At 41.9% G+C, this 26,880-nt stretch carries 24 protein-coding genes; 18 read left to right on the top strand and 6 right to left on the bottom strand.

Annotation, left to right across the window (positions count from 1 at the left end; translation table 11 throughout):
* Positions 1 to 347 precede the first annotated feature (347 nt).
* Complete coding sequence (locus ABJ384_RS09165; protein ID WP_349926912.1) at positions 348 to 1,694, top strand: dicarboxylate/amino acid:cation symporter; 1,347 nt, start codon at positions 348 to 350, stop codon at positions 1,692 to 1,694.
* A 150-nt stretch (positions 1,695 to 1,844) separates the two neighbouring features.
* Positions 1,845 to 2,987: an acyl-CoA dehydrogenase family protein gene (locus tag ABJ384_RS09160; protein WP_349926910.1), complete on the top strand. Its 1,143-nt coding sequence runs from the start codon at positions 1,845 to 1,847 to the stop codon at positions 2,985 to 2,987.
* Between the two features lie 92 nt (positions 2,988 to 3,079).
* On the opposite strand, the gene ABJ384_RS09155 is transcribed toward ABJ384_RS09160, so the two are convergent.
* Complete coding sequence (locus tag ABJ384_RS09155) at positions 3,080 to 3,598, bottom strand: type 1 glutamine amidotransferase domain-containing protein (RefSeq protein WP_166166733.1); 519 nt, start codon at positions 3,596 to 3,598, stop codon at positions 3,080 to 3,082.
* Positions 3,599 to 4,358: 760 nt separating this feature from the next.
* Here ABJ384_RS09155 and pheA point away from each other — a divergent pair.
* From pheA to ABJ384_RS09135, 4 genes are all read left to right on the top strand, one after another.
* Complete coding sequence (pheA, locus tag ABJ384_RS09150) at positions 4,359 to 5,468, top strand: prephenate dehydratase (protein WP_086195615.1); 1,110 nt, start codon at positions 4,359 to 4,361, stop codon at positions 5,466 to 5,468.
* A 75-nt stretch (positions 5,469 to 5,543) separates the two neighbouring features.
* Positions 5,544 to 6,650, top strand: a complete 1,107-nt coding sequence (gene hisC / locus ABJ384_RS09145) for a histidinol-phosphate transaminase (RefSeq protein ID WP_349926908.1) — start codon at positions 5,544 to 5,546, stop codon at positions 6,648 to 6,650.
* A 3-nt stretch (positions 6,651 to 6,653) separates the two neighbouring features.
* Positions 6,654 to 8,900 (top strand): bifunctional prephenate dehydrogenase/3-phosphoshikimate 1-carboxyvinyltransferase, encoded by a 2,247-nt coding sequence (locus ABJ384_RS09140; protein WP_349926906.1) that lies wholly within the window; start codon positions 6,654 to 6,656, stop codon positions 8,898 to 8,900.
* Positions 8,901 to 9,009: 109 nt separating this feature from the next.
* Positions 9,010 to 9,387: a hypothetical protein gene (locus tag ABJ384_RS09135; RefSeq protein ID WP_349926904.1), complete on the top strand. Its 378-nt coding sequence runs from the start codon at positions 9,010 to 9,012 to the stop codon at positions 9,385 to 9,387.
* A gap of 110 nt (positions 9,388 to 9,497) precedes the next feature.
* Here the strand turns inward: ABJ384_RS09135 and ABJ384_RS09130 are convergent, their stop codons facing one another.
* Positions 9,498 to 10,130, bottom strand: coding sequence for a hydrolase (locus tag ABJ384_RS09130; protein ID WP_086195611.1), 633 nt, complete (start codon positions 10,128 to 10,130; stop codon positions 9,498 to 9,500).
* A gap of 124 nt (positions 10,131 to 10,254) precedes the next feature.
* On the opposite strand from ABJ384_RS09130, the gene yaaA reads away from it, so the two are divergent.
* The 5 genes from yaaA (at position 10,255) to ABJ384_RS09105 (ending at position 14,626) form a co-directional block, all read left to right on the top strand.
* On the top strand, positions 10,255 to 11,037 hold the full coding sequence (yaaA, locus tag ABJ384_RS09125) for a peroxide stress protein YaaA (RefSeq protein ID WP_349926903.1): 783 nt from the start codon (positions 10,255 to 10,257) through the stop codon (positions 11,035 to 11,037).
* 143 nt (positions 11,038 to 11,180) lie between these two features.
* On the top strand, positions 11,181 to 11,411 hold the full coding sequence (locus tag ABJ384_RS09120) for a hypothetical protein (protein WP_349926902.1): 231 nt from the start codon (positions 11,181 to 11,183) through the stop codon (positions 11,409 to 11,411).
* Positions 11,412 to 11,779: 368 nt separating this feature from the next.
* A complete protein-coding gene (locus ABJ384_RS09115) occupies positions 11,780 to 13,102 on the top strand; it encodes an NCS2 family permease (RefSeq protein ID WP_349926900.1) in 1,323 nt (440 codons plus the stop codon).
* 76 nt (positions 13,103 to 13,178) lie between these two features.
* Positions 13,179 to 14,180, top strand: coding sequence for an adenosine deaminase (locus ABJ384_RS09110; RefSeq protein WP_349926897.1), 1,002 nt, complete (start codon positions 13,179 to 13,181; stop codon positions 14,178 to 14,180).
* Positions 14,181 to 14,302: 122 nt separating this feature from the next.
* Positions 14,303 to 14,626 (top strand): hypothetical protein, encoded by a 324-nt coding sequence (locus ABJ384_RS09105; protein ID WP_349926895.1) that lies wholly within the window; start codon positions 14,303 to 14,305, stop codon positions 14,624 to 14,626.
* 78 nt (positions 14,627 to 14,704) lie between these two features.
* Here ABJ384_RS09105 and ABJ384_RS09100 read toward each other — a convergent pair whose 3' ends face one another.
* The gene (locus ABJ384_RS09100) at positions 14,705 to 15,259 is read right to left on the bottom strand and encodes a cytochrome b (protein ID WP_349926894.1); all 555 of its coding nucleotides are present in this window, start codon (positions 15,257 to 15,259) and stop codon (positions 14,705 to 14,707) included.
* Between the two features lie 233 nt (positions 15,260 to 15,492).
* Here ABJ384_RS09100 and ABJ384_RS09095 point away from each other — a divergent pair, with 233 nt between their 5' ends.
* Positions 15,493 to 15,885 (top strand): hypothetical protein, encoded by a 393-nt coding sequence (locus ABJ384_RS09095; protein ID WP_349926892.1) that lies wholly within the window; start codon positions 15,493 to 15,495, stop codon positions 15,883 to 15,885.
* 72 nt (positions 15,886 to 15,957) lie between these two features.
* Positions 15,958 to 16,536: a ribonuclease HII gene (gene rnhB / locus ABJ384_RS09090; RefSeq protein WP_349926890.1), complete on the top strand. Its 579-nt coding sequence runs from the start codon at positions 15,958 to 15,960 to the stop codon at positions 16,534 to 16,536.
* 60 nt (positions 16,537 to 16,596) lie between these two features.
* Here the strand turns inward: rnhB and csrA are convergent, their stop codons facing one another.
* The 3 genes from csrA to alaS all read right to left on the bottom strand — a co-directional run bounded on the left by csrA (position 16,597) and on the right by alaS (position 21,149).
* Positions 16,597 to 16,860 (bottom strand): carbon storage regulator CsrA, encoded by a 264-nt coding sequence (csrA, locus tag ABJ384_RS09085; RefSeq protein WP_067723263.1) that lies wholly within the window; start codon positions 16,858 to 16,860, stop codon positions 16,597 to 16,599.
* A 248-nt stretch (positions 16,861 to 17,108) separates the two neighbouring features.
* A complete protein-coding gene (locus ABJ384_RS09080) occupies positions 17,109 to 18,389 on the bottom strand; it encodes an aspartate kinase (RefSeq protein WP_349926888.1) in 1,281 nt (426 codons plus the stop codon).
* Between the two features lie 66 nt (positions 18,390 to 18,455).
* Positions 18,456 to 21,149 (bottom strand): alanine--tRNA ligase, encoded by a 2,694-nt coding sequence (gene alaS, locus ABJ384_RS09075; RefSeq protein ID WP_349926886.1) that lies wholly within the window; start codon positions 21,147 to 21,149, stop codon positions 18,456 to 18,458.
* A gap of 431 nt (positions 21,150 to 21,580) precedes the next feature.
* On the opposite strand from alaS, the gene ABJ384_RS09070 reads away from it, so the two are divergent.
* The 5 genes from ABJ384_RS09070 to ABJ384_RS09050 all read left to right on the top strand — a co-directional run bounded on the left by ABJ384_RS09070 (position 21,581) and on the right by ABJ384_RS09050 (position 26,784).
* Positions 21,581 to 22,609, top strand: a complete 1,029-nt coding sequence (locus ABJ384_RS09070) for a type I glyceraldehyde-3-phosphate dehydrogenase (RefSeq protein ID WP_349926885.1) — start codon at positions 21,581 to 21,583, stop codon at positions 22,607 to 22,609.
* Positions 22,610 to 23,003: 394 nt separating this feature from the next.
* On the top strand, positions 23,004 to 23,321 hold the full coding sequence (locus tag ABJ384_RS09065; protein WP_349926883.1) for a hypothetical protein: 318 nt from the start codon (positions 23,004 to 23,006) through the stop codon (positions 23,319 to 23,321).
* Positions 23,322 to 23,729: 408 nt separating this feature from the next.
* Positions 23,730 to 24,896 (top strand): ATP phosphoribosyltransferase regulatory subunit, encoded by a 1,167-nt coding sequence (locus ABJ384_RS09060; RefSeq protein ID WP_349926880.1) that lies wholly within the window; start codon positions 23,730 to 23,732, stop codon positions 24,894 to 24,896.
* A 69-nt stretch (positions 24,897 to 24,965) separates the two neighbouring features.
* Positions 24,966 to 26,285, top strand: coding sequence for an adenylosuccinate synthase (locus ABJ384_RS09055; protein ID WP_349926878.1), 1,320 nt, complete (start codon positions 24,966 to 24,968; stop codon positions 26,283 to 26,285).
* Between the two features lie 190 nt (positions 26,286 to 26,475).
* Positions 26,476 to 26,784 (top strand): hypothetical protein, encoded by a 309-nt coding sequence (locus tag ABJ384_RS09050; RefSeq protein ID WP_166166688.1) that lies wholly within the window; start codon positions 26,476 to 26,478, stop codon positions 26,782 to 26,784.
* The last annotated feature ends 96 nt before the right edge of the window (positions 26,785 to 26,880 follow it).

Here is a 26,880-nt window from a genome sequence, read left to right as displayed (position 1 = left end):
AAAGTAACTTTAGTTATTTCGACTAATGTCTAATGAGTAGCGATGGTATTTTAAACAAACTTAACAATATAGACCGCATCAATAAATAAAAATTAGGTAAAATTTAACATTAGGTAAAATTATGTAGATTTGCTTATCAGCATGTGTGACCGAATAGGTGGATTTTTTATAAATTCAATTCATTCATGATGATAAGTTTATGATTTTTTTATATCCCAGTATTTGAGCTTACTCAATACTTTTTGTATGTTCTTTTGTGATGAATACAAAAGGATTAAAGGCTGTGTATTCGTAAGAATAGGCAAAACTGAATATTTCTAGTCTGAAATATCTAAAGAAGTAATGTTATGGCTAAGAAACCAATTTATAAGTCACTGTATTTTCAAGTGATTGTTGCCATCATTTTAGGTGTGATTGTTGGGCATTTTTACCCAAGTTCATCTGTAATCGTTGACGGCGTTAAGCAAAGTGTTCCAGGCTTGGGCGAGCAATTAAAACCATTAGGTGATGCCTTCATTAAGCTCATCAAAATGATTATTGCACCGGTGATTTTCTGTACTGTGGTTAGCGGTATCGCAGGTATGGAAAGCATGAAATCTGTGGGTAAAACAGGTGGTATCGCGCTGCTTTATTTTGAGGTTGTCTCAACACTAGCATTAATTATCGGTTTGCTGGTGATCAATATTGCAAAACCGGGTGTAGGGATGAACATTGATCCTGCATCTTTAGATACTTCAGGTATCGCCAAGTATGTGGAATCCGGTGCTTCACAATCGACCGTTGATTTCTTTATGAACATCATCCCGAATACGGTGGTGGGTGCCTTTGCCGAAGGTGAAATTCTTCAAGTCCTTTTATTTGCATTGCTGTTTGGTTTTGCGTTACATAAATTGGGCGATGCAGGTAAACCGGTCCTTAAATTCATCGATCAAATTTCGCATGTATTCTTCAATATCGTAAACATGATCATGAAACTTGCACCGATCGGTGCGTTCGGTGCGATGGCATTTACGATTGGTAAATATGGTATTGGTTCACTTGCTCAGTTAGCTCAACTCATCATCTGTTTCTATATTACCTGTTTGCTGTTTATCTTCATTGTATTGGGTAGTATTGCGCGTTTCAGTGGTTTTAGTATCCTGAAATTGATTCGTATGATTCGTGAAGAACTCTTGATTGTCCTGGGGACATCATCTTCTGAATCCGTACTTCCACGCATGTTGAAAAAACTGGAAATTGTCGGGTGTGAAAAGTCAGTTGTGGGTCTGGTGATTCCTACCGGTTATTCATTTAACCTGGATGGTACTTCAATCTATTTAACCATGGCTGCAATCTTCATTGCACAGGCAACTAATACTCAGCTTGATTTAGCACATGAAATTACACTTTTAGCGGTGTTGTTGATATCTTCTAAAGGTGCGGCAGGTGTAACAGGTTCTGGTTTTATTGTCATGGCGGCAACATTGTCTGCTGTAGGAAATATCCCTGTCGCAGGTCTGGCATTGATTCTGGGTATTGACCGCTTCATGTCAGAAGCACGTGCCTTGACGAATCTGGTGGGTAACTCATTGGCGACCATTGTCGTTGCAAAATGGGTGGGTCAATTAGATACAGTTAAATTAAATGAAGCATTAAAAAATCCTGAAATGGTTGACCAAAAAATGCAGGAAGAAGCGGCTCAAACACACGTTTAATCGATGCAGATTTAAAAAGGAAGCTACGGCTTCCTTTTTTATTGACCCTAAGGTCATAAAATATAAAGCCTATACGACATGACAGATATCTATAAAGTGGATAGCATGAGCAAGGGACAGAACTACAACAACTCAATATAAGGATGCCGTATGTTGGCTTATGATGCTGATTTAGAATTATTCCGCGACAATTTCAAACGCTTTATGAATGAGCATATTGTTCAACATTATGAACAATGGGAACAGGAAGGTATTATGCCGCGTTCAGTCTGGAACTTGCTGGGTGAAAACGGTTTCCTGTGCGTGGATGTTCCTGAAGAATATGGCGGTTATGGCGTGCCAACCCATTATTCACTGATGCTGGTAGAAGAATCGGCACGTGCCGGATTTAGCGCACTATCCACCGGTATTTCCTGCCACTCTGAAATAGCAGCACCTTATATTTTGCATATTGGGACAGAAGAACAAAAGCGGTACTGGTTACCAAAAATGGTGACGGGTGAAGTGGTAGGGGCGATTGGCATGACTGAACCGGGTGCCGGTTCCGATTTGCAGGCCATGCGTACCAATGCCATCTTGCAGGAAGATCACTATCTGCTCAATGGTTCCAAAACTTTTATCTCGAATGGTCAACATGCTGACCTTGTTGTACTGGCAGCTAAAACTGATCCGCAAGCCCGGGCAAAAGGCGTGTCGTTATTGCTTTTAGATACACACCTGGAAGGTTTTAAAAAGGGCACCAACCTCAACAAAATTGGTTTGCATTCACAAGATACTTCAGAGCTGTTCTTCGATAATATCAAGGTGCCTAAAGATCAGTTGCTGGGGCAGGCGGGGCAGGGTTTTGCCTATTTAATGCAGGAGTTGCCACGTGAACGTACTGCCATTGCCGCAACGGCGATTGGTGCCATTCGTGGTTCAATTGATGTCACCATTGCCTATGTCAAAGAACGACAAGCCTTTGGTCAGCCAATTAGCCAGTTCCAGAATACCCGTTTTGTTTTGGCTCAGGCGAAAATTGAGGAACAGGCGACTGCTGCTTTTTATAACCAGAACGTTGAGTTATATATGCAAGGTAAACTGGATGTGGAAACGGCAGCAGCTTTAAAAAGTTTCGCAACCGACATGCAGATGAAAATAGCGGATAACCTGTTACAGCTGTTTGGTGGCTATGGCTATATGACAGAATATCCAATTTCACGTTTCTTTGTGGATGCCCGTATTCAGCGAATTTACGGCGGCACCAATGAAATTATGAAAGAGATTGTAGCGCGTAGCTTATTGGGGCGTTAATTCATGAATAAGACACTACCATAAAAAAGAGCTGAATAAATAGAACGGCACCCTAAAATCTGGACACCAGGTCTGACTTTGCAGGGTGCTTTTTATTGATTCAAAACCATTAAGCTTTCTTCTATAAACGCGGGTAAATCATCAGGAGAGCGTGATGAGATATACAGATTATTATCGTTTACTACAGCGACATCATAATAGACTGCACCTGCATTAATCAGATCCTTGGCAACCGTTTTAATGGTGGTCATTAAACGGCCTTTGACGACTTTGGCTGTAATCAGTAACTGCGGACCATAACAAATGCTCAAAATGGGTTTTTCTGCATGGGCAAATTTACGCACAAAATCCACGAAGCGGTCATCGCCACGGAGCCGGTCTGGAGAATAACCGCCAGGAATGAGCAAAGCATCAAAATCATGCACGGTCACATCATCTATACTTTGGTCAATGGTGACGGCTGATTTTCGCTTATGACCATAGACAATATTGCCTGCTTTGTTTTCAATATTTAAAATACTATGCCGTGCTGCACGAAAGGCTTGCACAGGTTCTGAATATTCGACATCTTCAAAATCATGGGTCACTAGCACGGCGATTCTTTTGGACATTATTTTTCTCCGAATTGCTTTGTTCACAGACTATAAATTAAACATTAAACTTTTGTGATTGAGTTTGGTAAATGACTCTTGCATCTGTAAAATATCTGTAAATTTACCTAGATGAGTGTTTTTAAATATTTGTAAATATTAAAAAATTAAACTAAAAACTTTTGTTTCTACATGTGTCAAATGGTCAGCATGCAGAATTTTTCCGATGATTGATTTTGTTAATTATTTCAAAATGGCTGTGGATTCTGCGACTTTGTATGTGGTCAGGTGGGCTTGATTGGTGTTTTGTGACGTTATTCATTGCGAGATGAAAAGCTATCGTGGCTATCCAGGTTTGAAGCGACTCCTGAATGTGTTTATCTACAATACCAATCACTGTTGCTTGCAGAACTTGAAGATACTTGACCAGAATCGCTTAATCGAATCTTTTAAAATAAGAAAAATGGCTAAAAATAATTCAGTATTAAGCGTTTTTAACGATGAGCTTATTTGCAAATAGCAATAAATTTATTCAGTGAAATGACATAAAATTGCGAGCCAGATTGCTGAATTACAGATGTATAGCCGTGGTGTCTTTTTTAGCGAATTGGCAAAAGCTCAGCAATTTAAAATACTCCGGGCAAAAACATCAGCAATAAAATTGCTGATTAAATCAACTGTATGTTTTTAAGACTGAATCAATCAAAGTCTTATTGCGTAACATTTGAAAGCTAACTATTGTTATACTGTTTGCATAACGTTTTTGAAGGGCAACATAACAATGATCAACGACGATCAAAACACATCGACTTCTCTTGATCTGGCTCAAATCCGTCAGGATATTGATTCTGTAGACCAACAGATTCAACAGCTTATCAATAAAAGAGCAAAACTGGCTGAAGCTGTCGCAAAAGCAAAATTTGCTGCTGAAGAGAATCCATTGTTTTACCGTCCTGAACGTGAAGCACAAGTTTTACGTAATGTTATGCAGCGTAATGAAGGTCCATTGTCTGACGTCACCATGGCGCGTTTATTCCGTGAAATCATGTCTGCGTGTCTGGCACTGGAAGCACCACAAAGTATTGCATTTCTAGGGCCTGTGGGCACTTATACCCATTCAGCAGTATTGAAACATTTTGGTCAGGATGCCATTGTCCGCCCATTGCCTACCATTGATGAAGTGTTCCGTGAAGTCGAAGCGGGCAGTGCACATTATGGTTTGGTGCCGGTAGAAAACTCATCTGAAGGTGTGGTGAACCATACCTTGGATTGTTTTAAATCTTCACACTTGAATGTGATTGGTGAAGTGGAACTGCGTATCCATCACCAGTTTCTGGTGTCCTCCAATACCCGTAAAGACAGCATCAAACAGATTTATGCTCATCAGCAAACTTTGGCGCAATGCCGAAAATGGTTAGATGCTCATTATCCAGGTGTGGAACGTGTTGCCTTAAGTTCTAATGCCGAAGCGGCACGCCGTATTCGTAATGAATGGCATTCCGCAGCGATTGCGTCAGAAGTGGCTGCCAATATTTATGACCTGGAAATCCTGCATAGCAATATTGAAGACAATCCGGAAAATACCACACGTTTCCTGGTGATTGGCCGTGAAAAAGTGCCGCCAAGTGGTAATGATAAAACTTCATTATTGATTTCAGCACATGACCGTGCCGGGGCATTACTGGAAATTCTGGCACCCTTTGCCAAACACAATATTAGTCTAACCAGTATTGAAACCCGTCCTGCATTGCCTGAAAAATGGGCCTATGTATTCTTTATTGACCTGGAAGGCCATATCGAGCAAGAAAATGTCAAAGCGGCAATTGAAGAAATTCGTCCTTTGGTCAAAGAAGTTCGCGTATTGGGTTCATATCCGATCGCAGTTTTATAAATCACTCTGGTGGTCGGCTTGATTTTTTAATTTTAGGCTGATCCCTTTTATCACTTGAAATAGCGGAAGAGTAACATGTCGTTTGTCCCTGCCAATGAAGGCATCTCAAAGTTAAAGCCTTATCAACCAGGTAAACCTATTAGTGAACTTGAGCGTGAGTTAGGGATTACTGATATTGTCAAATTAGCCTCAAATGAAAATCCTTTAGGTTGTTCTGAAAAAGTCAAACAGGCTGTGGCGGCTGAATTGGCAGAAATTGGTCGCTATCCAGATGGTGGCGGTTTTATCTTAAAAGACCAGATTCAGGCACAATTTGGTGTAACTGCTGACCGTATTACTTTAGGTAATGGGTCAAACGACTTGCTGGAAATGTTTGCCCGCGCATTCGTTTCAGAGAAAGATTCGGTAATTTATAGCCAGCATGCTTTTGCCGTATATGCTTTGGTGACTCAAGCGATTAATGCAGAAGCGATTGAAGTTCCGGCCAAAGGTTTTGCTCACGATCTGGATGCCATGGCAGCAGCAATTAAAGACAATACCAAACTGATCTTTATTGCCAATCCAAATAACCCGACGGGAACCTGGTTTGAAGAAGCCGAATTTGAAGCTTTCATGCAAAAAGTTCCGGAAAATGTCATTGTTGTTCTGGACGAAGCTTATGTGGAATATTTCCCGGAAAACTTCAACAGCCTGAAATTCCTTGAGCAGAATCCAAACCTGATTGTCAGCCGTACCTTGTCTAAATGCTATGGTCTGGCTGCACTGCGTGTTGGTTTTGCCTTGGCATCGCCAGAAGTAACAGATTACCTGAACCGTATTCGTCAGCCATTTAACGTCAATCATCTTGCTATGGTAGCTGCTGTCGCGGCACTGAAAGATGAAGCATTTATCGAGCAATCGCGTGAAGTGAACAAGGCAGGTATGGCACAGCTCGAAGCTGGCTTTAAAGCGCTGGGTTTAAATTATGTGCCTTCACGTGCCAACTTTATTTTGGTCGATGTACAGGCTGATCCTGCGCAAACATTCAATGCCTTGTTAAAAGAAGGCGTGATTGTACGTCCTGTGGGTATTGCAAATCATCTGCGTGTGTCGATTGGTACGGAAGCAGAAAATGCTAAATTCCTGACAGCACTGGCGAAAGTACTCGATTTAGCTCCTGATGCGGTAGAGGAAAAAGCCTAAGCCATGTCTCAGCCACTGTTTGAAAAAGTTGCCTTTATTGGACTTGGGTTGATTGGCTCAAGTCTGGCTCGTGTCATCATTGCTGAAAAACTGGCAAAGCAAATTGTTGCCTCAACGCGTTCGCAAAAAACGTTGGATGATGCAAAAGCGCTTGAACTAATTCAAGAGGGCTATAGCAATCCCGTAGATGCGGTGCAAGGGGCAGATCTGGTGGTTTTGGCTTTACCTGTGCGGGCAACGCAAAAGGTGTTAGAAACCATCAAGCCTTATTTGTCAGAGAACACCATCATTACCGATGTGGGCAGTACCAAAGGCAATGTGGTGGATGCAGCCAAAGCCGTATATGGTGAAAACCTGCCGGCAGGTTTTGTTCCGGGTCATCCGATTGCGGGTGCGGAACATACTGGCGTGCATGCAGGTAAGGTCGATTTGTTTGCCAATCATAAAGTCATTTTGACGCCATTACCAAGCAGTGCTGACTGGGCTGTGGATAAACTGGTTCAACTGTGGCAAGCTGCCAAGGCAGAAGTGATTTGTATGGATGTGGACAAGCACGATGAAGTGCTGGCCCATACCAGTCATCTTCCGCATTTGATGGCCTTTAACCTGGTTGAGCAACTGGCCAACCGGGAAGATAATCTGGATATTTTCCGTTATGCCGCTGGGGGCTTTCGTGATTTTTCCCGAATCGCGGCGAGTGACCCACAAATGTGGCATGACATCTTTTTTGCCAATAAAAAAGCAATTTTAAATGCAGTGGATGGCTTTGAGCAGCAACTGGCTCAAATTCGCAAACTCATTGAAGATGAAAATTCCAAGGCATTGATTGGACTGTTGGAGCATGCACAAGCTGCGCGACAACACTTCAATCATATGCTCGCTAAAAAACCTTTGATGGAGAACGATAACGTGACACAACAATTTACCATTTTGCCGGGTGATAAGACATTTAAAGGTAAATTTACCGTGCCAGGTGACAAATCTGTGTCACACCGCTCTATCATGTTTGGTGCGATTGCTGAAGGAACTACCCATGTTACCGGTTTCCTTGAAGGCGAAGATGCATTGGCAACACTTCAAGCATTCCGTGATATGGGCGTGAGCATTGAAGGGCCTAAAAATGGTGAAGTGACTATTCATGGCGTAGGAATGAATGGTTTAAAAGCTCCTGCAAGTGCCTTATACATGGGTAACTCGGGTACTTCCATGCGCCTGCTTTCCGGTATGCTCTGTGCACAGAAGTTTGATTCAGTCATGACCGGTGATGCGTCATTGTCTAAACGTCCAATGGAACGGATTGCTAAACCGTTACGTGAAATGGGAGCGCAGATTCAGACTACAGGTGAGCGTGGTACGCCGCCCGTTTCCATTACTGGCAATCAAAAGCTCAAAGGTATTCATTACGACTTACCAATGGCTTCGGCTCAGGTGAAATCAGGGATTTTACTGGCGGGCCTTTGGGCAGAAGGGGAAACATCGGTGACTGAACCGGAACCGACCCGTGACCACTCCGAACGTATGCTGCGTGCCTTTGGTTATGAGGTAAAAACCGAGGGTAACCGTATTTCCCTGCAAGGTGGTGGTAAATTGGTCAGTACTGACATTCAGGTTCCGTCTGATATTTCATCCGCTGCATTCTTTATGGTGGGTGCTGCCATTACTGAAGGTTCCGATGTCACTTTGGAAGCGGTAGGGATTAACCCGACCCGTACCGGTGTCATTGAAATCCTGAAACAGATGGGTGCAGATTTGACTGTTGAAAACGAACGTATCGCAGGCGGTGAACCGATTGCAGACATTCGTATTCGCGGCACGCGCACCTTAAAAGGCATTCATATGCCTGAAGATCAGGTGCCATTGGCCATTGATGAATTCCCAGCTTTATTTATTGCAGCAGCTTGTGCTGAAGGTCAAACCATTTTGACTGGTGCTGCCGAGCTTCGCGTAAAAGAATCTGACCGTATTCAGGTAATGGCAGATGGCTTGCAGACTATGGGCATTGATTGTACGCCAACCGATGATGGCATCATCATTGAAGGTAAGGGCAAATCTGGTGACTGGTCTGCAATTTTCACAGGTGGTGAAATTGAATCGCATCATGACCACCGTATTGCCATGAGTTTTTCCATGGCGGGCTTGCGTACTTCCGGCGAAATTAAAATTATTGGCACCGAAACTGTAGCAACCAGTTTCCCAACTTTTACTGAGTTGGCCAATCAAGCTGGTTTAGCCATTCAAGTCAGTGAATAATTAGTCTAATTTTGTGTATTTGTTAAACAACAGCCAAGCTTTTGCTTGGCTGTTTTGTTTTTATTGCTTATGCTAAAACCATACAACAATAATGTCTTTGGATACACAGATGAGAAAATTACAATTTACTGCAAACTGTGAAAAGCATAATCATGTGTCACAGCAAACGAATAACTGCCATGTGACTCAGGAATATGTTGCAGATTTATTGTCTAAAGAACTCGGTCAATACGGTTTCCAGACCTTGTCGCAAAGTGGTGATCAGGTTGCGGTAAGTGTAGACAATCAATCTTTGCCATTATCTGTCACCTGCCAGAGTCGTGATGCAGAAGGGCACCTGGTCTGCGAGATTACTTCTTACCCAGCTGAAGATCAGGACTGGCTAGATCGTATTACGGAACAAAGTTTATTGAATCAATTGGCCCAAGCAGTAGAAAATACCTTAAAAGAAGACGAATCTTTTAGTGGTTTTACATGGAAAGGTTAAATATTTATTTTGACCTGATGAGTAAAATAGGAGGAGGGCTTAGCCTCCTCTTTTTATTTGCAGCCATGCATAAACCATATATAAAATAGATGCTCTATACTGCTGTCAGCTTATTCGTCTACAAGAAAGCGGGAGATAGCAACGCGTAATTGCTTTAAATATCCAGTAAAGAAATGATTTGCACCGGGTAAGATGGTGAGTAAATGGCGTTGCGGTTTGGCCCATTCAATTAAGTCGGACAACAAGGTTACTTCGTCAGCTTCACCATGCAGGAACAGAATATCACCTTTAATGTGTGGTGTGACATAATGACGTACACCTGCAACTGTTGCAGTCGGTAGTCCACATAAAATCAATTGTTTGGGTTTAATTTCATCGGGCAATACATGAAAACACTTTGCCATGACATGGGCACCAAAACTAAAGCCTGCTGCATAAAAAGGCAAATTGATATGCTTACAGCGAATCTGTTGAATAATTTCTAGAATATCATCCGTTTCGCCATGGCCTTTATCGTGCTCACCCGTACTCTGGCCAGAGCCTCGGAAACTTGGACGATAGACAATACAGCTGCGTTCAAGAAACATCTGAGCAAGCAGAACTGGAACTTTATGTTGCGGAGTGCCGCCTTGTAGGGGGTGAGGATGACATACCAGCGCAAATCCTTTCACTTCACCCTGTGGATAATCAACAAAAACTTCCAGTTGACCTGCAGGACCTTGAATGAAAATTTGCTCGGACATGTAATAACCGGCTCATGACAGAAGAATCGGCTATTTTAGCGCTAACACCCAGTAAAAACACAGATTGGCAATAAGACAACGCTGCTGTTATAGTCTGTTTAATTGTTTTTTGACCAGGTTATTCATGCTCGCCTTAATTTCTCCAGCCAAGACTTTAGATTACGAATCTGCACTTCCAACCGATGCACATACACTGCCAAGATTACTAGAACATTCACAAGAACTTGTAAATGTGAGTCGTAAGCTTTCTGCAGCAGATATCGCCAATTTAATGAGCGTGAGTGAAAAAATTGCCAAGTTGAATGTCGAGCGTTTTAATGATTGGCAGCCTGAGCTGAACTTTTCTAATGCACGTCAGGCTTTATTTGCCTTTAAGGGGGATGTGTATACCGGACTGGATGCTTATGCGCTGAATGATCAGCATATTGCCTATGCACAGCAGCATTTGCGTATGTTGTCTGGACTGTATGGTTTGTTGCGTCCTCTAGATTTAATGATGCCCTATCGCCTGGAAATGGGAACCAAGCTCAAAAATCCACGTGGTCATCATCTTTATGATTTTTGGGATAATATCATTACTGATTTGATTAACCAGGATTTAGCTGAGGTGCACTCAGAACTATTGGTGAATCTTGCTTCGGATGAATATTATAAATCGGTCAAACCAGGCAAAATTAAAGCCGAGATCATTAAGCCGGTTTTTCTGGATCAGAAAAATGGCAAATACAAGGTGATTAGCTTCTATGCAAAAAAAGCACGCGGATTAATGGCACGTTTTATCATTGAAAATCAAGCAGAACGTGCTGAGGACTTAAAATCATTTAATCTGGATGGTTACTATTTTGATGCAGATAGTTCGCTACAAGGTGAGCTGGTCTTTAAACGCGACGAGCAGCAAGCTGCTTAAATGAGAGTAACAAGGTAAAAATCCCGATAAATTTCGGGATTTTTATTGCGAAAAAATAAACAGGATTTTGAAATATTTTATCATTATATTTTAATTCATGTTTGTTAACATCATGATGAATTGTTGAACAATAAAATTTTATGATGAAAAGATTATTAGTTCCAACCTTTATTTTTGCAGTGGTTTTACTGGGGTACGGGGTTTATCGCGACAGTCAAATGAAAAAAAGACAGGAAATGGATCAACTGATTCAGGATGCGCATCGATCTTTGAAGGCTGTAGAAGCAAATCCAAATAATAGGGTGGTAGAGCAGAGTGAAACTTCGGATCCCCATTTTGCAGTGTCCTTGCATGTGAAATCCAGCAAGTTTTAACGCCTGGGTTTTTACTATATGTTTTAAATATATTGTTAAGTTATTTAAATTTAATTAAAAATAAATTTTAGAAACAATAAAAAGCATTGTGTTATAATTTACCAAGATCTGAATTCTTATATTTACATTGTAAATGTTTGACTTTCTATCTCAGGAGGCTGCATAAAAGTTATGCGGCTTTTTTGTTTATGGTTTTTGTTATCCGGTTGTTTTGTCGCCTACGAAACATTGTAGAAAATATTTGTTTTTAATGAAAATATTGGCATATCGATTGCTTGGACATCTATAAAATTAATGGTGATTTGAGAAACGGATCATTAATTTTATAGCGTGCTGATAGCATAAAGTTTACTTACAGGGGTAAAGTCATGACGACTCCTAATCCATCTTCAGAGAATATGCTAGAACGCTTATTTAAGCTCAGTGAAAACAAAACCAGTTTTCGCACAGAAGTTCTTGCAGGTGTAACCACTTTCTTAACCATGTGTTACATCATTATTGTCAATCCAATGATTTTATCCGAAACCGGGATGGATCATGGGGCTGTTTTTGTTGCAACCTGTCTTGCAGCTGCAATTGGCTGTCTGGTGATGGGGCTTGTTGCAAATTATCCGATTGCGCTTGCACCGGGTATGGGGCTGAATGCCTACTTTACCTATTCGGTGTGTATGGGCATGGGCATACCTTGGCAAACGGCACTGGCTGCTGTGTTTGTTTCGGGGCTGGTGTTTATTGCCATCAGTATGTTTAAAATCCGTGAAGCGATTGTCAATGCCATTCCCATGTCGCTGAAATTTGCGATTGGCGGCGGCATTGGCTTGTTCCTTGCACTGATTGCATTAAAAAATTCAGGCATTATTGTCGATAATCCGGCCACCCTTGTAGGCTTGGGTGACTTGAAACAACCGACAGTATTGCTGACCTTGCTGGGTTTCCTGATGATTGTGGTGATGCATCACTTTAAAGTCCGTGGGGCAATCATTATCAGTATCCTGGTGATTACCGCGATTGCTACAGCAATGGGGCTGAACGAATTTAAAGGTGTTGTGGGTGCCATTCCATCGATTGCTCCAACCTTCCTGCAAATGGATTTTGAAGGCCTGTTCACGGCCAATCTGGTTGGGGTCATCTTTGTATTTTTCCTGGTGGATTTATTTGACTCGACGGGTACGCTGGTAGGTGTTTCGCATCGTGCTGGCCTGTTAAAAGATGGCAAATTACCACGTTTGAAAAAAGCACTTTTTGCTGACTCGACTGCGATTGTAGCGGGTGCAGCATTGGGTACTTCATCTACAACCCCTTATATTGAATCTTCTGCGGGGGTTGCTGCAGGTGGTCGTACAGGTTTGACCGCTGTGGTTGTTGCCGTGTTGTTTGTACTGTGCTTATTCCTGGCTCCTTTGGCGCAATCGGTGCCAGGTTTTGCTACTGCACCTGCATTATTATTTGTAGGTGTGTTAATGATTCAAGGGATCGTCAACATTGAATGGGATGATATCACTGAGGCTGTTCCTGCTTTCTTAACCATCGTATGCATGCCATTTACCTATTCAATTGCCGACGGTATTGCGATGGGCTTTATTAGCTACGCATTAATCAAGCTGCTGACTGGGCAAGCGAAAACTGTACCTTATATGGTCTGGATTGTTGCGGCTCTTTGGGCGTTGAAATTTGCTGTATTTGGCGGCTAATTCACCCCATTCAGAATAGGGTGTAAACTCGGTTTGCACCCTTTTTTATTTTTGAAAAATTTTATAAGGATAAGATATGAATCAACTTGAGCTTATTCAAGCCATGCCAAAGGCAGAGTTACACGTCCATATTGAAGGAACTTTTGAGCCTGAGCTGATGTTCGAGATTGCTCAACGCAATCATATTGATATTCCGTATAAATCTGTTCAGGAAGTAAAACAGGCGTATAACTTCCATAATCTACAGTCTTTTTTAGACATCTATTATGCGGGTGCCAATGTCCTGATTCATGAACAGGACTTCTATGATCTGGCTTGGGCATATTTTGAAAAATGTGCTGAAGACCATGTGGTTCACACCGAAATGTTCTTCGATCCGCAGACCCATACCGATCGTGGCATTGCTTTTGCAACGGTAATTCAGGGTTTAAAACGTGCCTGTGATGATGCACAAAGCAAATTAGGCATTAGCTCGCATTTAATTATGTGTTTCTTGCGCCATTTAAGTGAAGAAGCCGCATTTAAAACTTTAGAGCAGGCTTTACCTTTTAAAGATCAAATTATTGCGGTGGGGCTGGATTCGAGTGAAGTTGGACATCCACCATCTAAATTTGAACGTGTTTTTGCCAAAGCACGTGAAGCGGGTTTCTTGGTGGTGGCACATGCCGGTGAAGAAGGTCCGGCTGAATATGTCTGGGAAGCGCTGGATTTGCTGAAAGTGAACCGAGTGGATCATGGTGTACGCTCAGAAGAAGATGCGACGCTGATGCAGCGCTTGGTTGCAGAGAAAATGCCTTTAACCGTGTGTCCTTTAAGTAATTTAAAACTCTGTGTAGTTGATGATATGGCACAGCATAATATCAGCCGTTTATTGCAACAGGGTGTACATGTAACGGTCAATTCAGATGATCCCTCTTATTTTGGTGGTTATATGAATGATAATTTCATTGCAATTACAAAAGCTTTAGACCTGTCAAATGATGAGCTAAAGCAATTGGCGAAAAATTCGTTTGAAGCTTCATTTATCTCTGATGCTGAAAAGCAAAAATGGTCACAACAGATTGATTCTTTGGTGTAATCCATTCCTTTGAAAAATGCTTTTGGATTGGGCAGATTGATATATTGATCTGTTCAATCATTACTGGTTAAAAATTAGGTTTTATTTTGAAAAAGAGTATTTGCTGGATAGCTGCTATTGCTTTGTTGGTTAGTTCTGTATCAGTTTTTGCGACCGATAAAAATGCTACTTTAACCCAGAAAATGTTGAAACCAGTGATTGAACAAGGCTGTAAAAGTGAATTGAATGCTTCAAAAGTGTGGCAATCCGCAGCTTTGTTCATGAGTTCAGAGCGGCAATCAACCGTACAAAAACAAATCTGTGGTTGTGTGGGTGAACATGCCTTGCAGGATGTTTCGGTCAAAGAGTTAGCTATAGCATCGATGAGTGAATCTGCAAAAAATAGCCTGATTAAACAAGCGGTGGTGAACAGTATTAAAGGTTGTGCTCAGGACGCTCTGCAATAACTTATCACTATAAATTGAATTATAAAAAAGCCGCATCAGTGTCACACTAGTGCGGCTTTTTTATGGCAACAACATTGATTATTTTGCTTGTCGGGTCATGCTGCGCAAGATGTTATCTTTATCAATGAAATGATGTTTTAATGCTGCTGCAATATGGCCAATGACAAGTAAGCCTGCAAACCAGGATAAATAAATGTGTACAGGTTTTACGATGGCTAAAAGGTCGGGATTATCCTGGACCAAACGTGGGATTTCGAATAAATACAAAACGGGTGCCGGATGTCCCGCACTCCAGCTAAATAAGCAGCCGGTAATCGGTAAAGCCAGTAACATGAGATATAAAGCTAAATGTCCCAGATGTGCCAAGACTTTCATCAAAGGTGACATGCTGTCGGGTAGTGCTGGAACAGGGTGGGTATAGCGCCAAAATATACGAATCAGGACCAGAAAGATAATGGTGGTGGCGATGTTCTTATGTAGGGTAATGACCTGACCTTTAAAGCTTCCATCGACCTCATAACTTAGAAAATTTCCGCTATAAAAACCAATCAGCCATGCCGCAATAAAAATAGCAGCCATGAGCCAATGCAGCATTTGTGCCGTACGCGTATAGTATTGTGAGGTATTTTTCATGTTATACCTATGTATCCATATGTCATTTTCAAGTCTGGGTATGCTAATCAAAAAGCCCATATTTAAAAATGATGGATATGGAACGAAGCGTGTGCTTCTTGCAACACTGAAAAGGATGCCGTTTTTTTAAGCAGATTATCTGGATGTGGAAAATTCAATTGAAATATAGATTTCTTCCTTGGGAAAGTTTCGGCAAAATATGGTCAACAGATTTTATAACTCAGGATAATACTGTGAAAAAATTAATCGCTGTGCTTGCACCTTTAGCTTTAGCGCTTACTGCATGTGTATCAACTGGCACAACTACAGGTACAACTGGTGCAACAGGTACACAATCGGCAACTCAACAACTCGGTATGACTGCAATTAAAATTGCAATTAATGCTAAATGTACTACCGAGTTGAATACTATTCCGGCATGGCAAAATGCAACCAAGTTGATGACTACAACTCAAAAGCAAAATATTCAGACTGAAATCTGTGGTTGTGTCAGTGAAAAAGCACCACAAAACGTAACGGCAGTCGATTTGGCGACAGCTGCAATTGATCCGGCTGCACGTAATACTATTGTTTCAAATGCAGTGACTAAAACCATTAATGCTTGTGTTGCTGAAGCCATGAACTAATACAGCTTTAATTCATGTTAAAATTAAAGAGGTTGATGTGATTCGGCCTCTTTTTTTGTAGGTACAGTATTGATGAAAATTGCCGGTGTAGATGAAGCGGGGCGTGGTCCCCTGGTGGGTTCAGTGGTAGCGGCAGCAGTTATTTTAGATCCCAATAATCCGATTGAAGGGTTGAATGATTCTAAAAAACTCAGCGAAAAAAAGCGTGAAAAATTATTCATAGAAATACAAGAGAAAGCCTTGGCTTGGGCTATTGCTGAAGCCAGCCATGAAGAAATAGACCAGATCAATATTCTACAGGCCTCTTTATTGGCTATGCGCCGTGCTGTAGAAGCTTTGCATCTTCAGCCGGAACATGTGCTGGTTGATGGCAATAAAGTCCCGCAAGGCTTAACCATGAGCTGTGATGCGGTGGTTGGTGGGGATGCACTGCATGCAGAAATTTCAGCGGCCAGTATTTTAGCAAAAGTGACCCGTGACCGGGAGATGGTGGTGCTGGATCGGCAATATCCGCATTTTGGCTTTGCCAAACATAAAGGTTACCCAACCAAAGCCCATTTTGAAGCGATTGCTGAGCATGGCGTGATTGATCAACATCGCCGTAGTTATGCACCGGTTAAAAAGGCATTGGCCTTGCTGGGACAAAAATAAGCAGCAGATAAATTTAAAGCGGCCATATAGCCGCTTTATATTAGAACAACCTTTAAGGGTTTAACGATTAAAGTCGTTCTGGGTATTTTGTGGGAAATTATCTTCTTCAAAAGAAGGCTGATAATCCTGATCCAGGTGCTGCAGATGTTCATGCATAGCGCGTTCATGCTGAATTCGTTGGTAGATTTCTTCACGATGAACAGATACTTCTTTTGGAGCATTTACGCCAATACGAACCTGATTACCTTTTACGCCAAGCACAGTTACACTGACTTGATCCCCAATCATTAATGTTTCACCGACACGTCGGGTTAGAATCAGCATGTTTATCTCCTTGCAAAACGCTAAACGTGCAATTGATTTTAAAATTTAAAAAGACACAACCTTAATATTATAGAAATATTATCAAAACAATCTGTCAAGAATTTGACTAAAATAATTCTGTTAATATTTTCAAAATCCTCAGTTACAAATATAACAGAGCCACTATAAAAAAAACTATAGTGGCTCTGTTCTTTTTGTAGTATTTCGCAAATTTTGTTCAACAAGGACTAAATTTGTTGCTCTACATATTAAGCGCGTGCGCTTGATTCGCCAGATTCACGGTCTAAACCGAAAGCTGTGTGAAGCGTGCGCACGGCAAGCTCTAAATAATTTTCTTCAATGATGACTGAAATTTTAATTTCCGAAGTTGAGATCATCAAAATGTTAATGCCTTCTTCAGCTAGAGCAGTAAACATTTTGCTTGCTACGCCTGCATGAGAGCGCATACCCACACCTACAATCGATACTTTCACGATGTCTGAACGGGTCGCAACTTCACGAGCACCGATTTCTTTTGCGGTTTGCTCCAGAATTGCTTTTGCTTTATTGAACTCACCACGGTTGACTGTGAACGTGAAGTCAGTGGTACCATCTTCTTCCACATTCTGGATGATCATGTCAACTTCGATATTCGCTGCACCAATTGGCGCCAGGATTTTGGATGCAATGCCAGGCAGGTCAGGTACGCCCAAGATAGTCAATTTTGCTTCGTCACGGTTAAACGCGATACCAGAGATAATTGGCTGTTCCATGTTGTCTTCCAATTCAGTAGTAATAAGAGTTCCGACGTTGTTTTTGAAGTCTTCGTCAAATGCGCCATCATCGTCGTTATCGAAGCTTGATAATACGCGTAAAGGCACTTGGTATTTGCCAGCAAATTCAACTGAACGGATTTGCAGGACTTTCGAACCAAGTGATGCCATTTCCAGCATTTCTTCAAAAGAAATACGATCAACTTTTTTCGCTTTTGGTGCAACGCGTGGGTCAGTAGTATAAACACCATCTACGTCTGTATAAATTTGGCATTCATCTGCTTTTAATGCAGCTGCAAGTGCCACACCAGAGGTATCTGAGCCACCACGACCTAAAGTCGTTGTATTGCCAGATTCATCAAAGCCCTGGAAACCGGCAACGACAAGTACGCGGCCTACATCCAAGTTTTCAGTTAATACGTCAGTATCAATAGATTCAATGCGGGCTTTGTTAAATGCGCTGTCGGTTTTAATGCCAACCTGGCGGCCAGTCAGTGATTTCGCTTCTACTCCAATCGAGTTGAGCGCCATCGCTAACATAGAAATCGTAACCTGTTCACCTGTAGACACCATTTGGTCTAGCTCACGTGGATCAGGGGTTTCGGTAATGGCCTTCGCTAAAGCAAGCAGACGATTGGTTTCGCCACTCATTGCTGATACAACAACCACTACCTTGTGGCCGTGGTCATGCCAGCGCTTTACACGACGAGCAACATTTAAAATGCGCTCGGGAGTACCCATTGAGGTACCGCCATATTTTTGAACGATTAATGCCATAGTTGTTCCATAAAAGCCATGATCCTGAATTACCTTTTCAGGATCAGTTACACAAAAGGTGAAGTTTTATTTTGCTTCAAGCCAAGCAGTCAAATCTGCCATCACTGTTGCAAACTTCTCGTTAAGTGGCGCGCCACCTTGTGCCAAGTCAGGTTTACCACCACCTTTACCACCGAGCTCGGTTGCCAGGTGTTTGATGATGTCACCTGCTTTAATAGAAGCAGTAAAGTCTTTTGCTACAGAAGCGAGAAGGCTGACTTTATCACCTTCTACAGCAGCAAGTACAATCACTGCATGATCTAATTTAGATTTAACACCGTCGTGCAGGTTGCGAAGCGATTTCGCATCCATGTTTTGTACAGTGGTAATCAATGTTTGACGACCAGCCACAGTTTGAACTTGGCTTAAAAGTTCAGCTGCCTGGAAGTTCGCCAATTTCTGATTGAGTTGTTCAATCTGCTTTTGCAGACTGGATGCTGTATCTGCCAGAGCTTCAACTTTCTCGATGGTTTGTTCTTTTTGCGCTTTTAACAGACCATTGATGGTGTTGATATCACGGTCGGCTTTTTGAACCACTTCAACCGCTTTCGTGCCAGTCACCGCTTCAATACGACGTACACCTGCCGCTACACCACCTTCAGAGGTGATTTTAAACAGACCGATATCACCGGTACGTTTGACGTGAATACCGCCACACAGTTCGATCGAGAAGTTTTTCTCATCGATAATTGAACCCATGGAAAGTACACGTACTTCGTCACCATATTTTTCACCGAACAGCATCATCGCGCCTTTTTTTTTGGCAGATTCGATGTCTAAAAGTTCAGTAGAAACGGCAGTGTTGGTAATAATTTCACGGTTTACAATGCGTTCAACTTCCTGCAGCTGTTCGAATGAAACAGGTTGGTCATTGGCAAAGTCAAAACGTAAAATGTCAGATGCAACCAATGAACCTTTTTGTTGTACATGTGAACCCAATACTTGGCGAAGGGCAGCATGTAGCAGGTGGGTTGCAGAGTGGTTGCGTGATGTTGCTTCACGGATGTCTGCTTTAACAATCGCTTCAACAGATTGGGCGGATTTTAAGCTACCCATGGTCACAATACCTTGGTGTACGAATGCACCACCAGATTTTTTGGTATCTTGAACTTCGAAAATACCGGTATCGTTTTTGAAGATACCTGTATCACCAATCTGACCGCCGCTTTCTGCATAGAAAGGGGTCTGGTTCAGTACGATGAGCGCTTCGTCGCCTTCAACCACTTCATCAACCTGTTCGCCATCTTTATAGATTGCAACAATTTGGCCTTGAGCTTGAGTGGCTTCATAACCTTCGAACTGGGTTTCACCTTCAACTTTTACAATACTGTTGTAGTCGATGGCGAATTTACCTGCGTCACGCGCACGTTGACGTTGTGCAGCCATCTCTTTTTCAAAGCCGGCTTCATCAATGGTCAAGTCGCGTTCGCGTGCGATGTCAGCTGTTAGGTCAGTCGGGAAGCCGTAAGTATCATAGAGTTTGAAGACTGTTGCACCTGGAATCACTGAACCTTTCAGTTGAGCTAATTCGCCTTCAAGCAATTTCAGACCTTGCTCTAAAGTTTTAGCGAATTGTTCTTCTTCTTTTAAAAGTTGTGCTTCGATACGTACTTGGTTGGCTGCAAGTTCAGGATATGCAGCACCCATTGCTTCGATTAATGGCTGGAGCATTTTATGGAAGAATGAACCGGTTGCGCCCAGTTTGTTACCATGACGAACGGCACGACGGATAATACGACGCAGTACATAACCACGGCCTTCATTCGAAGGGTTGACACCGTCAGCAATCAGGAAGCAGCATGAACGTGCATGGTCAGCCACCACTTTAAGGGAAGCAGGGTAGTCAACTGGCTTACCTTCAGCTTGTGCTTTGGCTTCAAGTTCGGACGTGTCTAAACCAATAATTTCAGCCGCAGCTTTTAACAAGTGCTGGAACAGGTCAATTTCGTAGTTTGAGTTGACGTGTTGTAAAACTGCGGAAATACGTTCCAGGCCCATACCTGTATCTACAGATGGTGCTGGAAGAGGATGCAGTACGCCATCAGCAGTACGGTTGAACTGCATGAATACGTTGTTCCAGATCTCGATGAAACGGTCGCCATCTTCTTCAGGTGTGCCTGGTAAGCCACCCCAGATGTGGTCGCCATGGTCAAAGAAGATTTCAGAACAAGGACCACAAGGACCGGTATCACCCATTGCCCAGAAGTTATCCGATGCATATTGACCACCTTTGTTGTCGCCAATACGGATGATGCGAGATGCATCTAAGCCAATTTCTTTGTTCCAGATGTCGAAGGCTTCGTCATCAGTATGATAAACAGTGGCATAGAGTTTGTCTTTTGGTAAGCCTAGCCATTGCTCATTAGTCAAAAAATCCCAGGCAAATTTAATCGCATCACGTTTGAAATAATCACCAAAAGAGAAGTTACCTAACATCTCAAAAAAAGTATGGTGACGTGCAGTATAACCAACGTTGTCTAGGTCGTTGTGTTTACCACCAGCACGGACACATTTTTGTGAAGATGTTGCGCGAACATAGTCACGTTTTTCAAGACCCAGGAAGCAGTCTTTAAATTGGTTCATCCCAGCGTTAGTGAACAATAATGTTGGGTCGTTGGCAGGAACCAGAGAACTCGACGCGACACGTGTATGCCCTTGCGATTCAAAATAGCTTAAAAAAGCTTCGCGAATTTCAGCTGATGTCATAAAACGAGTACTCACAACCAAGTCACTCCATAAATCTTGTATTTGGCTAATAGCACGTCAAGCAAGTCTTACTTTTATAAAGCTGGCTTGAGATACTGGCTTAAAATTTTAAAACGCTAAAGTATAACGGAAAAAGCCGCATGCACCAATCACTTTAAGGCGAATTAATCACAATTCTATTTAAGCGGTATTAGGTTTCATGTACTGAATTAATCAGCCAAATTCTGCTTTATGCATAAGATATAAAGTAAGTGAAAAGTGAAGTAAATATTTTAAAGCAATCTGGTCTGAATAAAATTTGCGACAAAATAAGCTTAAAAGCAGCAGGCTGAACCCTTTGTTGCGAGATATTTTATAAATACAGCAGCAGAAATGGTATCGGTATCTGGTTAAAATCCATTAACATAGAGCGGTGTTTACATCTACCCAAGAGTTAAGGATATCTGATGCAACGAGTAGCCATTAATGGTTTCGGGCGAATTGGTCGCAATGTATTACGGGCTTGGTTTGAAAATCCTAAGGATTTTCATTTTGATATCGTGGCGATTAACGATGTTGCAGATGTAGAAACATTGGTGCATTTGTTTAAATATGACACCACCCATGGTCGTTTTAAAGGCAAGGTAGACGTACTTTTACAAGATGAACAGATTTTTTTGCATATTTCTGCAGGTCTGGCGCAATTAAAAGTACAGGTTTTTAGCCAGCAACAACCTAAAAGTTTGCCTTGGAATAAGTTAAATATTGATGTGGTGCTGGAATGTACCGGGTTATTCCGTTCACGTGCAGCAGCCACAGGGCATATTAGTGCAGGAGCGCAGCGGGTCATTATTGGTGCTGCACCCTTTGACACGGTGGATGCCGCTATTGTGTATGGGGTAAACCATCACGAAGTCAAAGCCACGGACCGGATTATTTCCAGTGTATCCTGCACCACACAAGCCTTGGTTCCTTTAGTTAAAATTATTGATGATGCTTTTGGTATTGATACCGCACTGATGACAGAAATTCATGCAGTGACGGCAGATCAGTCGGTGCTGGATCATGCTCATCGAGATTTGCGCCGTGCCCGTGCTTCAGGACACAATATTATTCCGACCACATCTTCGGCTCTGGGGGCCTTAAAACGGGTCATGCCGAAAATGGCAGAGCGGATAGATGGTTATTCTATACGCGTACCGACCATTAATGTGGCAGCGATTGACCTTACTTTTGTTGCGCAGTCGCATGTCACAGCACATAAAATTAATGAAATCCTGATCAAATCGGCACGTCAGGATTATGCGGAAATTATGGATGTTACCGATGAACCTCTGGTTTCATCAGACTTTAACCATTCGCCTTATTCATTGATTGTGGATTTGAGCCAAACTATGGTGGTGGGTCATCAGGCTAAAGTTTTTGCCTGGTATGATAATGAATGGGGTTATGCAAATCGCTTGCTGGACCTATGTGAATCTTTTACTCATAAATAGCGAACCTTATTTAAAAGATGAGGGGGAGATAAGCTATTGGATGATGCGATTTCCGAAAGGGATCGGATTTCGCAGGGCTTGGTTTATTAAGTGTGATCTGTAGCTCAATTATTATTAATTTGTTTGGGTGGTCGGTTAAATCTTGAGTAAAGATGTTGGCTTCAGTAGGATGAATAGGCTGTCATGAAGTTACATTTTATTTGATGATTTAGCAGTGGCAGTGAATCGACCCGAAGTCGACTTATAATGATGCTTATAATAAATATAAATCTAAGCACGGTTAATTTTATAATCACTTTTCGATTAATATATGAAAATTATAAGCTTTTGAAATTTAATCCCATCGATTCATGGCAAAGATCAGTCATCAATCAATAACACGAGCAGCGTACCTATGTTTATATTTATCTGGGGATTTATTTTCCTTTTAGCCATAGCAGTGATCTTTTTGATTTGGGCACAATTTACCAACCAAGGTGCTGCACTCAGTGAAATTCAATTGAATCAACAATTGGAAAAAAAGGTGGTTCATCTGGAAGAAAACCTTAAAAAAACGCTGGAAATTATGCAGGATCTGGCGAAGAAAATGCATATTCAGCAAGAAGTGATTGATAAAACCACGACCAAACTGAACCAGGTGGAATCGCAAAATGCTGAATTGGTTGGACTGCTGGCAAAAACGGTTCACTCAACAGACAAGCCTTCAGTCTAATTTTAAGGTGAGCTTATCGTATTCTTAAAGCAGCTGTAGAGCAGCGATCTTTCAGAATATGCGACTAAACTAGCTTTGGAAACGTTGCTATAAAAAGGGCCTGACTCGTCACTGGTTTTTTTGGAAGAATGGCTTTGTACAAATAGTCTGGATTGGCGTTTGCTGTTTTAGCGGATTCCAGTATTTTTTATTTTACAATGGTTGAATTTGCGAGAGTACTGATCAATCGTGAATGATTCAGCTGATTCAGTTTTTTAAACTGCATAAATTAGTTGGTAAAAAACGAACAAATCTGCAAAAAGTCATGTGCACAGCTAAAGTGATCGTGCTAGACTAGGAGAAATCGGGTGTGCTCCCGATTTTTTTATGCGGATTACTTCCGCGCTGACAAGTATTTAGGTTTACAACATGCCCATTTCAGAGACATGGTTATTACCTGATGGTGTAGCTGATGTATTACCAGAACAAGCGCAAGTAATTGAAGCTTTGCGCCGTGAAGCATTGGATTTCCTCGCATCTCGAGGTTATCAGCTGGTGTACACGCCATTTATCGAATACATCGAATCTCTTTCTTCTCTCTCAGAATCGAATCAAGATTTAGACTTGGCCACTTTTAAAGTCATCGACCAGCTCTCTGGTCGTTTACTTGGTGTGCGTGCCGATATGACACCGCAAGTGGCCCGTATCGATGCGCATGTACATCCGGTCGAAGGCGTAGCGCGCTATTGCTACGCTGGCACGGTTTTACACACCAAACCTCAAGGTTTTAATACCACGCGTGCACCGCTGCAACTGGGTGCGGAACTTTTTGGTTCAGACAGTATTGATGCTGACGTCGAAATGATTGACGTGATGCTCAACTTATTAAAAACAGCAAGTTTTGTAGATGGCATCCATCTTGATTTAGGTCATGTCGGCTTATTCCGTAGTCTGGTTAAACACGCCGGTTTAAGCAAGGTGGAAGAAAGTCAGCTTTCGGATCTTTATCAACGTAAAGCATTGCCTGAACTTGCTGAATTTACACAAGAATTGAAATTTGGTGCAGATTTTTATGCACTGGGTCGTTATTCCAGTGATTTAGATGCTTTAGAAGCCAACCTGAGTGCTGAAATTATTGCAGACCCGGCATTCAAACAGGCATTTGACGCAGTAAAAACCACACGGTCTGAAATTCAGGCACGTTGGCCAGGCTTGCATATTGGTATTGATGTTGTAGAGCTTCGTTCATATCACTACCACACCGGTTTAATGTATGCCGTCTATGCACCAAACCGTGCAGCACCTCTGGCTCAAGGCGGTCGTTATGACGGTATTGGTGAACATTTCGGGCGTGCGCGTCCTGCAACAGGCTTCTCTTGTGACTTATATGCACTCAGTGCAGGTCAGTTCAAGCAAGTTCAAAAAGTGGTTGCACCGAAAGGGACAGACAAAGCATTACTTGATGCAATTGCTGCTCTGCGTGTACAAGGCTTAAGTGTTATTCAGTTATTAGGCAATGACGATTTAAACTCAATTCCGTTTGCGACTCACCAATTGGTGAATGTAGCAGGGGAATGGAAAGTTGAACAGATTTAATGACCTGAATCAGTATTGAGTCACTGATTCAAGTTTTCAATTTTAACAGCATGATGCAATGAGGCTATTATGGGCAAGAATGTTGTGGTACTCGGTACCCAATGGGGCGACGAAGGTAAAGGTAAAATCGTTGACCTGCTCACAGATCAAGCGGCAGCGGTCGTTCGTTATCAAGGCGGACACAACGCAGGCCATACTCTTGTGGTTGGTGGTAAGAAAACTGTATTACACCTCATTCCATCTGGTATTTTACGTGAAAATGTACTGTGCTTAATTGGTAACGGTGTGGTTCTTTCACCTGAAGCGCTTATTAAAGAGATGGATATTCTTGAAAAAGAAGGCGTGCCAGTACGTGAGCGTTTACGTATTTCTCCAAACTGTCCGTTAATCCTTCCAAACCACATTGCACTTGACCAAGCACGTGAGAAAAAACGTGGCAATGCAAAAATTGGTACAACTGGCCGTGGTATTGGTCCGGCTTACGAAGATAAAGTTGCACGTCGTGCAATTCGTGTTGCTGACCTGGTACGTGGTGGTGAACATCTTAAAGCTCAACTTACCGAGCTTCTTGAATACCATAACTTCCAATTAACTCAATTCTACGGTGTAGAAGCAGTTAATCTTGAAGATGTACTTGCTCTTTGCGACCAATGGCGTGAAGTTGTTGCTCCATTAGTTGTGGACGTAACAGGTGAACTTCATAAATACCGTAAAAACGGTGATAACATCATGTTTGAAGGTGCGCAAGGTTCACTTCTTGACGTTGACCATGGTACATACCCGTATGTAACTTCTTCAAACACAACTGCTGGTGGCGTAAGTTCTGGTTCTGGTCTTGGTCCATTACACCTTGACTATGTATTGGGTATCACTAAAGCGTACACAACACGTGTAGGTGCTGGTCCATTCCCAACTGAGCTTGTTTACGATGCTGCGAACGATGTTGGTGATGCAATTGGTAAACACTTGGGTACTGTAGGTTCAGAATTTGGTGCGTCTACTGGCCGTCAACGTCGTTGTGGTTGGTTCGATGCTGAAATTCTTCGCCGTTCAGTAGAAGTAAACTCACTTTCTGGTATCTGCTTGACTAAACTTGACGTTCTTGATGGTTTAGAAGAAGTGAAAATCTGTGTCGGTTACGAAGCTGCTGATTCTGGTTGCGTAGGTTCTTCTGATGCGCTTGCATTCGAAACTTTAAAGCCAATCTATGAAACTATGCCAGGCTGGTCTGAGTCTACTTTTGGTGTTAAATCAATTGATCAGTTACCAGAAGCTGCACTTAACTATGTTAAACGTCTTGAGCAATTGATTGAATGTCCAATCGACATCATTTCAACTGGTCCAGACCGTGAAGAAACAATTATTCTTCGCCATCCATTCGAAGCTTAATCTGCCAAGAATTAAGATGTACAAAAAGCCTCGCACTTGCGAGGCTTTTTTTGTCCATTTCATTTGGAAAATATATCTACGACCAGTATGCAGACTGTTTTGCCCGACTAAAGTTGCATCAGAGAATACTGTTTAATTTATTTGCGCTTGCTAGAATGTTAAATATAAAAGAAATACAAGGTTGTGCATGATGCATAAAAATATATCAGCGACGATGTTTTATTCATTACTCTTCGCAATGGGTGGGGCACCGACCATTGCCATGCTGGTTATTCAGGCACAAACACAAGATCCCGCAATTATTAATGCAGCACTTATTGGATTAAGCGTTATCATTGCCTGTATTCTGGTCCCCATTGTTCTGATTCAAAATGCATTTTTATTTTTTAAGCGCAAAAATGAACAACTGGAACAGAAAATTAAACCCCTTTCCCAGATATACTTGGGGCTAAATGTTTTATGTTTGCTTTATTGGCTTAGTTTTCAATTTCTTAAATGACCTTGTTTACATAAATGATATGATTGTGAAGAGAATATCAATTTAAAGATTATTCACTATTTCATATAATCTCCTGAAAAGAGATATCTAGTTTTA

This window comes from Acinetobacter sp. A1-4-2 (genome assembly GCF_040233925.1).
Classification (GTDB): Bacteria; Pseudomonadota; Gammaproteobacteria; order Pseudomonadales; family Moraxellaceae; genus Acinetobacter.
The sequence above is the reverse complement of the archived record's forward strand: the minus strand, read 5'-3'. Positions and strand labels throughout refer to the sequence as shown.

Bases quoted from the DNA above. Each gene is read 5' to 3' on its own strand.
- ABJ384_RS09050 (WP_166166688.1), top strand. From the start codon at position 26,476: ATGCATAAAAATATATCAGCGACGATGTTTTATTCATTACTCTTCGCA.
- ABJ384_RS09110 (WP_349926897.1), top strand. From the start codon at position 13,179: ATGAATCAACTTGAGCTTATTCAAGCCATGCCAAAGGCAGAGTTACAC.
- csrA (WP_067723263.1), bottom strand. From the start codon at position 16,860: ATGCTGATTCTAACCCGACGTGTCGGTGAAACATTAATGATTGGGGAT.
- ABJ384_RS09165 (WP_349926912.1), top strand. From the start codon at position 348: ATGGCTAAGAAACCAATTTATAAGTCACTGTATTTTCAAGTGATTGTT.
- ABJ384_RS09115 (WP_349926900.1), top strand. From the start codon at position 11,780: ATGACGACTCCTAATCCATCTTCAGAGAATATGCTAGAACGCTTATTT.
- yaaA (WP_349926903.1), top strand. From the start codon at position 10,255: ATGCTCGCCTTAATTTCTCCAGCCAAGACTTTAGATTACGAATCTGCA.
- ABJ384_RS09080 (WP_349926888.1), bottom strand. From the start codon at position 18,389: ATGGCATTAATCGTTCAAAAATATGGCGGTACCTCAATGGGTACTCCC.
- pheA (WP_086195615.1), top strand. From the start codon at position 4,359: ATGATCAACGACGATCAAAACACATCGACTTCTCTTGATCTGGCTCAA.
- ABJ384_RS09060 (WP_349926880.1), top strand. From the start codon at position 23,730: ATGCCCATTTCAGAGACATGGTTATTACCTGATGGTGTAGCTGATGTA.
- ABJ384_RS09155 (WP_166166733.1), bottom strand. From the start codon at position 3,598: ATGTCCAAAAGAATCGCCGTGCTAGTGACCCATGATTTTGAAGATGTC.
- ABJ384_RS09130 (WP_086195611.1), bottom strand. From the start codon at position 10,130: ATGTCCGAGCAAATTTTCATTCAAGGTCCTGCAGGTCAACTGGAAGTT.
- rnhB (WP_349926890.1), top strand. From the start codon at position 15,958: ATGAAAATTGCCGGTGTAGATGAAGCGGGGCGTGGTCCCCTGGTGGGT.
- ABJ384_RS09100 (WP_349926894.1), bottom strand. From the start codon at position 15,259: ATGAAAAATACCTCACAATACTATACGCGTACGGCACAAATGCTGCAT.
- ABJ384_RS09055 (WP_349926878.1), top strand. From the start codon at position 24,966: ATGGGCAAGAATGTTGTGGTACTCGGTACCCAATGGGGCGACGAAGGT.
- ABJ384_RS09065 (WP_349926883.1), top strand. From the start codon at position 23,004: ATGTTTATATTTATCTGGGGATTTATTTTCCTTTTAGCCATAGCAGTG.
- ABJ384_RS09135 (WP_349926904.1), top strand. From the start codon at position 9,010: ATGAGAAAATTACAATTTACTGCAAACTGTGAAAAGCATAATCATGTG.
- ABJ384_RS09160 (WP_349926910.1), top strand. From the start codon at position 1,845: ATGTTGGCTTATGATGCTGATTTAGAATTATTCCGCGACAATTTCAAA.
- ABJ384_RS09070 (WP_349926885.1), top strand. From the start codon at position 21,581: ATGCAACGAGTAGCCATTAATGGTTTCGGGCGAATTGGTCGCAATGTA.
- ABJ384_RS09140 (WP_349926906.1), top strand. From the start codon at position 6,654: ATGTCTCAGCCACTGTTTGAAAAAGTTGCCTTTATTGGACTTGGGTTG.
- ABJ384_RS09120 (WP_349926902.1), top strand. From the start codon at position 11,181: ATGAAAAGATTATTAGTTCCAACCTTTATTTTTGCAGTGGTTTTACTG.
- hisC (WP_349926908.1), top strand. From the start codon at position 5,544: ATGTCGTTTGTCCCTGCCAATGAAGGCATCTCAAAGTTAAAGCCTTAT.